We start from the raw sequence: 11,056 nt of genomic DNA, 5'->3' as shown, positions 1-11,056 counted from the left end.
AATGCCACAAGGTATTCGGGCTTTTTGCGTCAATCCGCGTGTACTTGGTTGCACGGGAAAACGCGGAGCAGCGGCAATCTCAATCCATTTCGGCGCCATCGGCAATGGAAATGGATGGTCGGGTTGCACTATCACGCCGACGACGGCGTGAACCTGTACGGCGAAAAGGTGAATGGCGGGCTGCTGGGGCAGGGCACTGATTGAGTCGTTCGGCAGGCCAGGCCTGCCGTTCACCGACTGACACGGGGACGTCGATATTCGGCGTCCCCGCTTTTCATGCTCAATTGCGGGCGGGAATCAGCAGCTCTGCTTCGCCGTCGATGACGACCGTATCGCCGCAGGTGCAGACCGTCGAAAACACGGCCCGGCGCTTTTCCGCCTTGAGCTCCTTCACGGTCACACGGGCAACGACGGTCTGGCCGATCTTCACCGGTGCCTTGAACTTCAGATTCTGCGACAGGTAGATGCAGCCCGGGCCGGGCAGGCGGGTGCCGAAGACGGCGGAGATCAGGCCGGCGGAAAGCATGCCGTGCGCGATACGGCCGCCGAACATCGTGCTCGAAGCGAATTCCTCGTCCAGATGGACGGGGTTGGTGTCACCCGACACGCCGGCAAACAGCAGGATGTCTGCCTCCGTGACGGTGCGGGACATCGAGGCGGATTGGCCAACACTGAGATCCTCGAAGCGGTAGCCGTACAGTTCGTCGAAATTCCGGGTGTTGTCGCTCATGTTCCAGTTCCTGTTGAAATGATCGCTGCGTCCAGGTAGGTGACGCCGGGAGACGTCAATATAGCCGATCTGATTGCCCAGGACATGAATGAAGCATCCTGCCGTGGAGCTTGCGCGCAAAGGGCGCTCGCGGCCCGGAGAGCTTCGGTGCCTCAGGTATAATCCGGGGCTCGATATCGAGTGGCTGCCTGCCGTTCGTCCACGCTTCCTCTCCATGAAGAACATGACTTCGATCCTCAAGCTACGCGGTGCCCTGGCGCTGTCCTCCTCTCGTCTGGAACGTCTTTCAAGGGCTGTCGCCGAGCTTCAGCCCAGGCTCAAGGCCATTGTCGCGGAGCACTGGTATTTCGTCGAGATCTCGGCGCCGCTGTCGAACGAGGAGCAGGAACGCCTGGCCGATCTGCTCGATGCGCGTCCCGCGACGCCGGCACTGCCGACGGGTGTTCTGAAGCTGGTCGTGCCGCGGCTGGGCACGATTTCGCCCTGGTCGTCGAAAGCGACCGACATCGCTCGCCAGTGCGGCTTCAGCCAGATCGTGCGGATAGAGCGCGGCATTGCCTACACCATCGATGTCCGCGGCGCGGAAGACAGCGCCGCGCTGCTGCCGCTGCTGCACGACCGCATGACCGAGTCGGTATTGAAGACCGTGGATGAGGCCGAAGCGCTCTTCCACCACTACGAGCCGCAGCCGCTGACCTCGGTCGATATTCTCGCCGGTGGGCGCGAGGCGCTGGAGAAGGCGAACGGGGAACTCGGACTCGCGCTGTCGGAGGACGAGGTCGACTACCTCGTCGACAACTTCGGCCGCATGGGACGCAACCCGACCGACGTCGAGCTGATGATGTTCGCGCAGGCCAATTCGGAGCACTGCCGGCACAAGATCTTCAACGCCGACTGGGTGATCGATGCGCGGCCGATGGAGAAATCCCTGTTCGGCATGATCAAGGACACGCACAAGGCCCATCCCGAAGGCACGGTGGTCGCCTATTCGGACAATGCCTCGATCATCGAGGGCGCCCGCATCGCGCGACTGTATCCGGATGCGGACAGGGCCTTCCGCTACCACGAGGAAGAGACCCACATCCTCGCCAAGGTCGAGACGCACAACCACCCGACGGCGATTTCGCCCTTCCCCGGAGCGGCGACCGGCGCCGGGGGCGAGATCCGCGACGAAGGCGCGACCGGGCGCGGTTCGCGGCCCAAGGCCGGGCTGGCGGGCTTCACCGTGTCCAACCTGAACATCCCGGAGTTCGGCCAGCCTTGGGAAAAGGCCTACGGCAAGCCCGACCGCATCGCCTCCGCGCTCGACATCATGATCGAGGGGCCGATCGGCGCCGCCGCCTTCAACAACGAATTCGGCCGTCCGAACCTGGCGGGCTATTTCCGCACCTTCGAGCAGGAAGTCGAAGGCGAGGTGCGCGGCTACCACAAACCGATCATGATCGCGGGCGGCCTCGGCAGCATCCAGGCCCGGCAGTCGGAAAAGCCGACTTTCCCGCCCGGCACCCTGCTGATCCAGCTCGGCGGCCCGGGCATGCTGATCGGCCTCGGCGGCGGTGCGGCATCGTCGATGGCGACCGGCACCAACACTGCTGACCTCGATTTCGCCTCGGTGCAGCGCGGCAACCCGGAGATCCAGCGCCGCTGCCAGGAAGTGATCGACGCCTGCTGGCAGCAGGGCGACAACAATCCGATCATCGCCATTCATGACGTCGGTGCCGGCGGACTGTCGAACGCGATGCCGGAACTGGCCGACCACGCCGGCCTCGGTGCGCACTTCGAGCTGCGCGAAGTGCATATCGAGGAGCCGGGCATGAGCCCGCGCGAGATATGGTCGAACGAATCCCAGGAACGCTACGTGCTGGCGATCGCGCCCGAAAGCCTGCCGATGTTCCAGGCTTTCTGCGAACGCGAGCGCTGCCCCTTCGCGGTGCTCGGCACGGCGGCCGCCGATGGCCATCTCACCGTCTCCGACCGCCATTTCGGCAACAAGCCGGTCGACATGGACATGAAGGTGCTGCTCGGCAAGCCGCCGAAGATGACGCGCAAGGTATCGCGCCGCGCCGTCCATCTGCCGCCTTTCGACACCACCGGCTTCGACCTGAAGGAAGCCGGCCTGCGCGTGCTGCGAATGCCGGCGGTCGCCAGCAAGAGCTTCCTGATCACCATCGGCGACCGCTCGGTCGGCGGCCTGACCGCGCGCGACCAGTTCGTCGGCCCCTGGCAGGTGCCGGTGGCCGACGTGGCGGTCACCGCGATGAGCTTCCAGGGCTATCGCGGCGAAGCCTTCGCGATGGGCGAGCGCACGCCGCTGGCCTGCGTCGATGCGCCGGCCTCGGGCCGCATGGCGATCGGCGAGGCGATCACCAACATCGCCGCCGCCGACATCGACAAGCTCGGCGACGTCAAGCTGTCGGCCAACTGGATGGCGGCGGCCGGCTATCGCGGCGAGGATGCCAGGCTGTACGACACGGTCAAGGCCGTGTCCGATTTCTGCATCACGGCGGGCGTGTCGATCCCGGTCGGCAAGGATTCGCTGTCGATGCGCACCGCCTGGCAGGACGCAGGCGAGGACAAGCAGGTGGTCGCGCCGCTGTCGCTGATCGCTACCGCCTTCGCGCCGGTGCGCGACATCCGCAACACGCTCACGCCGCAACTGCAGCTGCCCGAAGGCGTCGACACCGAACTGCTGCTGATCGACCTCGGCAACGGCCTGAATCGCCTTGGCGGCTCGGCTTTCGCCCAGGCCTACGGCTCGGTCGGCGAGCATGCGCCGGACGTCGATCCGGTACAGCTCAAGGCCTTCTTCGAGGCCATCCAGCGCCTGCGTGGGGACGATCTGCTGCTGGCCTACCACGACCGTTCCGACGGCGGGCTGTTCGCTGCCGTCTGCGAAATGGCTTTCGCAGCCAAGTGCGGCCTGTCGCTGGTGCTCGACACCGTCTGCTACGACCCTTACATGAACGACGTCGATGGGCTGGAGAAGAAGCCCGACACGCTCAAGGGCCGTTTCGACGATCGCCTGTTCGCCGCCCTGTTCGCCGAGGAGCTCGGTGCGGTGGTGCAGATCCGCCGCGACGATCGCTCGCGCGTCACCGAACTGCTGCGCTCGGCAGGGCTCGCTTACCACTTCATCGGTGAGCCGAACGCGATGGACGAGATCCGCCTGCGCCGCAGCGCCAAGCTGGTGTTCGCCGCCAGCCGCGTCGAGCTGTTGCAGGCCTGGTCGGAGACCAGCCATCGCATCGCGATGCTGCGCGACGATCCGGAGTCGGTCCGCCAGGAGTTCGAAGATCTGGCCGATGCCACCGATCCCGGTCTGTCGGTGTCGCTGAGCTTCGACGTCAAGGAGAACGTCGCCGCTCCCTTCATCGCCAGCGGCGTGCGGCCGAAAGTCGCGGTGCTGCGCGAGCAGGGGGTCAATTCACAGCTGGAAATGGCTGCCGCACTGGAGCGGGCGGGCTTTGTGCCGGTCGATGTGCACATGTCCGAGCTGCAGGCCGGGCGGGCCGATCTGGCCGGCTTCCACGGGCTGGCGGCCTGCGGCGGTTTCTCGTACGGCGACGTGCTGGGCGCGGGGCAGGGCTGGGCCAAGTCCATCCTGTTCAACAACCGTCTGCGCGACGAATTCGAAGCTTTCTTCCGCCGCAACGATACCTTCGCACTCGGCGTCTGCAACGGCTGCCAGATGATGGGCCATCTGGCGCCGATCATCCCGGGGGCCGAAAACTGGCCGACCTTCCACCGCAACCGCAGCGAACAGTTCGAAGCCCGCTTCGTCATGGTGGAAATCACCGACAGTCCGTCGATCCTGTTCAAGGGCATGGCGGGCAGCCGCATGCCGATCGTCGTCAGCCACGGCGAAGGCCGGACCGTGTTCGCGAGCGAGCAGGATCGCACAGCCGCCTTGATGGCAATGCGATATATTGATCGTCATGGCTCGCCCACCGAGCGCTACCCTTCGAATCCGAACGGCTCGGCGGGCGGTGCGACCGGTTTTACCACGGCGGACGGACGGTTCACCATCATGATGCCCCACCCCGAACGCACGGCGCGGACCTTGCAGATGTCCTGGGCGCCGCGCTGGCTGGTGGAGGAGAGCCCGGATGCCTCGCCCTGGCTGCGCATGTTCCGCAATGCGAGGGTGTGGCTGGGGTGATTCTCCGGAGGTGATCCTGCCGGCCCTGTATTGCCCAAACTGGGGATGCGGGGCCCGAACTGGGCTCAGGTCCGGTGTCGTTCTGCCGTTAAAGCGTTCCCGACCGAGAAATCACCCTTCGTCGAAAGGGTGCTCATGGAGCCTTTGATTGAATAGCACGATACCGGCAAGCGAAGTCCAGATCGGGATGTACGTCGCGGACATCGACCGGCCCTGGGTGGAGACGCCCTTCATGCTGCAGGGCTTTCTTGTCACGACGTCCGACGAAATCCAGACCTTGCAGCGCCTTTGCAAGCAGGTCGTCATCGACCGCAGCCGCTCGGTCGGTGAGCACCAGCGCGCCCGCGTGATAGAAAAGGACGAGCCGCTCAAGGGGCCGGGCCTTCGTTCGACGGCGGTCGACGAAGAGGAGCGGGACGGCCGCGAGGAGGCCTCGCGTTTCCTCGCTGTCGCACGCAGCTTCAGAGGCAGGATACACACCCAGCGCAGGCCGAGCATTCCGCGTGTCAGGGCCGCCGATGGCCGCAGCCGCCTCGAATCCGAGCTGTTCTATTCCGCGCCGATCGTCGACGATGTGTATCGCGCCCTGCGGGAAACCCAGGTGGCGATCGATGCCGGCGACAACATCGACATCGCTCGCCTGGAAGGCCTGGTGGGCGAGATGGCGCAGGGGGTCGAGCGCAATTCCGATGCCCTGATGTGGCTGACGCGTCTGAAGCGCACGGACCGCTACACCTATGACCATGCGGTCAACGTGTCGGTCCACGCCATGGTGTTCTCCCGTTTCATCGGGCTGGACACGCAAAGCATCCGTCAGCTCGGGCTGGCGGGCCTGCTGCAGGATATCGGCAAGGTCAGGATCGATCCTGAGGTTCTGGCCAAGGCGGGGCCGCTGGACGACAAGGAGTTCGAGCATGTCCGTGCCCATGTGTTGCACACCCTGGCGCTGCTGAAGGCCAACAACACTGTGGACCCCGAGATCTTCGGCATCATTGCCGCGCATCACGAGCGCTTCGACGGCAGCGGCTATCCGCGCGGTCTGAAGGGCATGAACATTCCACTGGCCGCCGAGATGGCCGGCCTCGTCGACACCTACTGTGCGATGACCCGGGACAGGGTCTATCTGCCGGCGGTGTCGAGCCAGCGCGCCATGGAAGAGATCAACCGGCTGCGCAACACCTTGTTCCGCGACGCACTGGTCGATCAATTCCTGCAATGCATCGGGCTGTACCCGATCGGGACGCTGGTGGAACTCAATTCCGGCGAAGTGGCCGTGGTCATCCAGCAGAACCAGGTGCGGCGCCTGCAGCCGCGCGTGATCGTCATTCTGGCACCGGACAAGGCGGTCGAGCGCTTTCCGCGAATACTGGACCTGCTGATGCAGCCCGAAACGGCTGCTGGCGAGCCTTACCGGATTCTCCGCGCCTTGCCGCCCAATGCATACGGCATCGACCCCAATGATTTCTACCTGGCTTGACCGATGGCACTTCTGAGCTCCCCCGACTTGTTGTCGGCCCTGAACGAAATTTCGTGCCACCCGATGGATGCCGGTCCCAAGGGGACCGAACTGGGGGTGATCGCGGTCAGCATGCAGCCCAATGTCTCCATCTGCCGGCTGTCGCTCGAGCAGGGACGCAGGCTCGAAAGCGAGATGGGCATGACCCTCAAACGGCTGCTGCGCAGCGGCGACAGCCTGTTCGCGCTTGGCCGGGGAGAATGGCTGATCGTGCTGCCGGCACTGCCGAGCAGGGCGGTGCTGACCCTGGCGATGCTGAAGATCGAGCAGGTCTTCGGCGAGTCTCCGTTCCGGTTCGATGGCCTGGAACTGCCGGTCCAGTTCGTCTGTGGCGCGGCAGTGTCTCCCGAGCACGGCGAGGGGCCGCTCTATCTGATGCAGTCGGCGCGGATCGCGGCGCTCGATGCGCAGCAAAGAGGCGAGCGAGGCGCGATATACGACAAGTCGATGGAACGGACGTCGCCGCAGCTCGCCATCCTCGAACACGATCTGCATGGCGCGTTCGGTGGTGACAAACCCCTGCAGCTTTTCCTGCAGCCCAAGGTTCACGCGATCGGCGGTGAATGCGATGCTGCCGAAGGTTTGCTGCGCTGGGAGCGCGTGCCCGGCGAATGGGTGGCGCCGCCCGTGGTGCTCGGCCTGATCGACAGGCTCGGCATGCGCCATCGCTTCAACCGCTGGCTGTTCCAGCATGCAGCCCAGGCGCTTGCGCGGCTGGACGCGGAGGGTTTCGACATCACGCTGTCGATCAACCTGTCCGCCACCGATCTCTACGACGCCGAAGTTCCCGATCTCATCGGGCAGGCGTTGTCCACATGGGGGGTGCCCGCTCACCAGCTGTGTCTCGAAATCACCGAAACCGACATGGTCGACGATGCGAGGGAAGGCGTCGCCGACGTGCTGTGCCGCCTGCGTCTGCTCGGCGTCAAGCTCTCCATCGACGATTTCGGCACCGGCTTTTCGGGCATGAGCCGGCTCAAGCATCTGTCGGTGCAGGAAGTGAAGATCGACCGCAGTTTCGTCGTCGATCTGCTGAGCTCGGAACGGGATCGGGAAATCGCCTCGTCGATCATCGCGCTTTCCCATCGCCTGGGGGTCATGGTGACGGCCGAAGGCGTCGAGGATGCGGAGACCGCGGCTGCGCTTGCCGCCCTCGGTTGCAACTACCTGCAGGGTTTCCATTTTTCGCCGGCGCTGGCGCTGGACGATTTCGTCGATTGGCTCAAGCTCTACGACGCTGGCCGCCCGAGCTGTCTGTCCAGCGTGTCGACCTGAGCGGAATCAAGTCCCGCGCAAGGCAACTCGGTATAATTCCGCGAAGACGATCCCGCCCTTGCGCTGCTGACCCTATCCCGTGTTCCGCTTTCGTAAACGCCTTCATGCCTGGTTCGCCGTCGCTGCGATGCTGGTCGCTGCGCTGGCGCCTGCGGTGAGCCGGGCAATGGCGGATGCGGAGGGGCAGCTCCTGATCGACATCTGCTCGGCGGGCGGAACGCACAGGCTTGCGATTCCGGCTGCGGATGCCGGGCTCTACCTCGATGCGGCACTGGCTGAAGGCGAGGGCTCCGACGGTTCGCTGCTGGAGTCGCTGTCTTCCTGCCCGTATTGCGGTTCGCATGCAGCCGGAGTCGGCCTGCCGCCCATGGAGCGCACTGCGCTGCTTGTCGCAGGCGGGGCGAGCGAACGCCTGCCGCTGCTTTTCCTTGTTGCTCCGCGACCGCTCTTTGCATGGTCGCCCTCGAGTCCTCGCGCGCCTCCGCTGTCCGTGTGAGCCGTGCTGCGCGGTGAGTTCCGCGTTCAATTCCGCGTTCAAGCTTCCCAATTTGCCGATCCGCCCGACGCCGCTTGCATGCCGGCGCCGATCGCGCCGTCGGCTCGTCGTTCGAGGACTCGCATCATGAAAAAAATCGTCATCGCCCTTGCCTTCACCCTGGGTTCCCTGCCGGCTCTGGCCGACGTCACCGTGGCCGATGCCTGGGTGCGCGCCACCGTGTCGCAGCAGAAGGCCACCGGCGCCTTCATGCGCCTGACGTCGGACACCGATGCCCGCCTTGTTTCCGTCGACTCGCCGGTTGCCGGCGTGGTCGAGATCCACGAGATGGTCATGGACGGCAATGTCATGAAGATGAATGCCATCCCGGGCCTCGATCTCCCGGCGGGAACGACCGTCGAGCTCAAGCCCGGTGCTCATCACGTGATGCTGATGGATCTGAAGCAGCAGGTGAAGGACGGCGACGCGGTGCCCCTGAAGATCGTCGTGGAGCGCGCCGGCGGCGAGCGCCAGACGATCGAGATCACGGCGCCGGCGCGTCCGCTCAATGCATCGGCCGGAGGCCGGATGCAGCACGGCAAGCACTGAGCCCGAAAACCCGCGGACAGCCTGCGCCCAGGGGAGCTGCCGCTCCCCGTCGCTTTCCGCGCAAGGCCTGCCCATGACGACACACTGCGGACCGAAGCCCGGAAACGGGCGGCGGCGGCTCTGGCCGCGCCTGCTTCCAGGGCCGGATCCATGCGGTGATCAAGCATTCAAAGAGATCCAGAACATGAAACACAGCTTCAGGCAACTGCCGCTCGTGGCGGCGATTTCGCTGGCTTTGCCGGCATTTGCACAAGGCACCGAGGCCCGGCTCGACAGCGTCGTGGTCACTGCCCCCGTGATTTCTGCGCCGCTGACCGTCACGACCGACCCGAAGGCGCCGCGCCAGCCGCTCCCCGCGCACGACGGCGCGGACATGCTCAAGAGCATCCCGGGCTTTTCCGTGATCCGCAAGGGCGGCACCGACGGCGACCCGGTGTTTCGCGGGATGTCGGGTTCGCGTCTCGGCATTCTGCAGGACGGCCAGGAAATCTACGGCGGATGCGGCGGCCGGATGGACCCTCCGACGGCCTACATCTACCCGGAATCCTTCGACCGCGTGACCGTTCTGAAAGGCCCCCAGACCGTGCTCTATGGCTCCGGCAATTCCGCGGCGGTCGTCCTCTTCGAGCGCGACATCCAGCGCATGAGGGAGAGCGGCTGGAGCGCCAGCGGCAGCCTCACCCTCGGCAGCTGGGGGCGCAACGACCAGGTCTTCGATGCCAAGGGCGGCAATCCGGATTTCTATGCGCGGATCGGCGCGACGCGTTCGGACAGCAACAACTACGATGACGGCGACGGCAACGAGGTCCATTCTTTCTATACCCGCTGGAGCACCACAGGGGCGATCGGCTGGACGCCGGACGACAACACGCTGCTCGAACTCAATTTCGGCCGCAGCGACGGCGAGGCGGCCTATGCAGACCGCGCGATGGACGGTGCCAAGTTCGAGCGCGAGCACGCGGGGCTCAGGTTCGAGAAGCGAAACATCTCGCCGCTCGTGCGCAAGGTCGAGGCGCACGCGTATTACAGCTACATCGATCACGTGATGGACAACTTCAGCCTGCGATCGAATAGCGGCATGAGGATGCTCAGCAATCCCGATCGCAGGACCACGGGCGCGCGTGCCGCGGTCGTGCTGGCGCCGGGCGGGCAGTGGCAGATCACCGTGGGTGCCGATGTCCGCGACGACCAGCATCGAACCCGTGGTGGCGTGGACTATCGCAACCAGAGGTGGCAGAAGGACATCGGCTTCGAACGTTACGGGGTGTTCGGCGAGGCCAGCTATGCACTGGACGACGTCCGCCGCATCGTTGCCGGCCTGCGTATCGACGAACACGAGGTGCGCGACTACCGGCCGTCCTCGAGTACCCGTGGCGTGACCGTCGACAAGACGCTGCAGAGCGGATTCGGTCGCTACGAGGCCGATTTCGGCGAAGGCGCCGGCACCTGGTATGCGGGTGTGGGCTATGTCGAACGTTTCCCCGACTTCTGGGAGTTCATGCGCGCAAATACTGCGGGAGGGCAGCGCTTCGACACCCTGAAGCCGGAAAAGACCACTCAGCTCGACGTCGGCGCCGACTGGAGCGCCGGGGCCTGGTCGGCCTCGGTGTCCGGCTTCTATGGCAAGGTCGACGATTACATCCTGCTGCGCTGGGTCAATCCGTCGACCGCGCGCGTCCGCAACATCGATGCCACGGTCTATGGACTGGAAGGCGATGTCACCTGGCGCTTCGCGACCAACTGGCAGGCGGTCGGCACCGTTGCCTGGGTTCGCGGCAACAACGATACCGACGGCAAGGCGCTGGCACAGCAGCCGCCGCTGGAGGCGCGGCTGGCGCTCGAATACGATGATCGCCGCTTTTCCTACGGCGCGATGTTGCGCATGGTCGCCAGCCAGAACCGCTACGACCTGGGATCGGGCAGCATCGTCGCGAACGGCCAGGATCTCGGACCGACCAGCGGTTTCGCGACGCTGTCGCTCAATGCCGGCTGGCGCCCGAACAAGCTCGCCTTGCTGACTGTCGGCGTCGATAACGTTTTCGATCGCAAGTACAGCGAGCATCTTGGCAAGGGCGGCTGGGACTTTGCCGGCGGCGCAGTGACCGGCGAGCGCATCAACGAACCGGGGCGTACGTTCTGGGTGAAGGCCCAGATCGCGCTCGACTGACGGGGCTGGCAAAAAGCCCCACGGCCGGGGAGGGCCGTGGGGCTTCGTCGATCCCGCGCTTGGCGGCAGCCGGCAGGCTGCGTATCACATCCCCTGGTAAATCGGCCCCTCGCCGCCCTGGGGCG

The 11,056-nt window shown here is 65.3% G+C and carries 8 protein-coding genes; 7 read left to right on the top strand and 1 reads right to left on the bottom strand.

Features of this window, described 5'->3' with window-relative positions:
• The coding region (locus TBU01S_RS24620) for a hypothetical protein (protein WP_217999676.1) at window positions 1-204 on the top strand (204 nt) is incomplete at its 5' end.
• Window positions 205-280: 76 nt separating this feature from the next.
• Here TBU01S_RS24620 and TBU01S_RS21715 read toward each other — a convergent pair.
• Entirely contained in the window at window positions 281-730 is a 450-nt protein-coding gene (locus TBU01S_RS21715; protein WP_068639578.1) for a MaoC family dehydratase, read from the bottom strand.
• A gap of 223 nt (window positions 731-953) precedes the next feature.
• On the opposite strand from TBU01S_RS21715, the gene purL reads away from it, so the two are divergent.
• From purL to TBU01S_RS21685, 6 genes are all read left to right on the top strand, one after another.
• Window positions 954-4,889: a phosphoribosylformylglycinamidine synthase gene (gene purL, locus TBU01S_RS21710; protein ID WP_068639579.1), complete on the top strand. Its 3,936-nt coding sequence runs from the start codon at window positions 954-956 to the stop codon at window positions 4,887-4,889.
• A gap of 148 nt (window positions 4,890-5,037) precedes the next feature.
• Complete coding sequence (locus tag TBU01S_RS21705; protein WP_083953788.1) at window positions 5,038-6,366, top strand: cyclic di-GMP phosphodiesterase; 1,329 nt, start codon at window positions 5,038-5,040, stop codon at window positions 6,364-6,366.
• Between the two features lie 3 nt (window positions 6,367-6,369).
• The gene (locus tag TBU01S_RS21700; RefSeq protein ID WP_068639576.1) at window positions 6,370-7,680 is read left to right on the top strand and encodes a GGDEF domain-containing phosphodiesterase; all 1,311 of its coding nucleotides are present in this window, start codon (window positions 6,370-6,372) and stop codon (window positions 7,678-7,680) included.
• Window positions 7,681-7,759: 79 nt separating this feature from the next.
• Window positions 7,760-8,176: a DUF2946 domain-containing protein gene (locus TBU01S_RS21695; protein ID WP_083953787.1), complete on the top strand. Its 417-nt coding sequence runs from the start codon at window positions 7,760-7,762 to the stop codon at window positions 8,174-8,176.
• Between the two features lie 126 nt (window positions 8,177-8,302).
• The gene (locus tag TBU01S_RS21690) at window positions 8,303-8,764 is read left to right on the top strand and encodes a copper chaperone PCu(A)C (protein ID WP_068639574.1); all 462 of its coding nucleotides are present in this window, start codon (window positions 8,303-8,305) and stop codon (window positions 8,762-8,764) included.
• A complete protein-coding gene (locus TBU01S_RS21685) occupies window positions 8,724-10,931 on the top strand; it encodes a TonB-dependent copper receptor (protein ID WP_245651011.1) in 2,208 nt (735 codons plus the stop codon). The genes TBU01S_RS21690 and TBU01S_RS21685 overlap by 41 nt, the downstream gene beginning before the upstream one ends.
• Window positions 10,932-11,056 lie beyond the last annotated feature (125 nt).

The sequence above is a fragment of the Thauera butanivorans NBRC 103042 genome (genome assembly GCF_001591165.1).
GTDB classification, from domain to species: domain Bacteria; phylum Pseudomonadota; class Gammaproteobacteria; order Burkholderiales; family Rhodocyclaceae; genus Thauera; species Thauera butanivorans.
Note: the sequence above shows the minus strand (reverse complement) of the source record. Positions and strands in the feature narration are given on the sequence as shown.

Excerpts from the sequence above, each read along its gene's own strand:
- TBU01S_RS21715 (WP_068639578.1), bottom strand. The coding sequence starts at position 730 with ATGAGCGACAACACCCGGAATTTCGACGAACTGTACGGCTACCGCTTC.
- purL (WP_068639579.1), top strand. The coding sequence starts at position 954 with ATGACTTCGATCCTCAAGCTACGCGGTGCCCTGGCGCTGTCCTCCTCT.
- TBU01S_RS21700 (WP_068639576.1), top strand. The coding sequence starts at position 6,370 with ATGGCACTTCTGAGCTCCCCCGACTTGTTGTCGGCCCTGAACGAAATT.
- TBU01S_RS21690 (WP_068639574.1), top strand. The coding sequence starts at position 8,303 with ATGAAAAAAATCGTCATCGCCCTTGCCTTCACCCTGGGTTCCCTGCCG.
- TBU01S_RS21685 (WP_245651011.1), top strand. The coding sequence starts at position 8,724 with ATGCATCGGCCGGAGGCCGGATGCAGCACGGCAAGCACTGAGCCCGAA.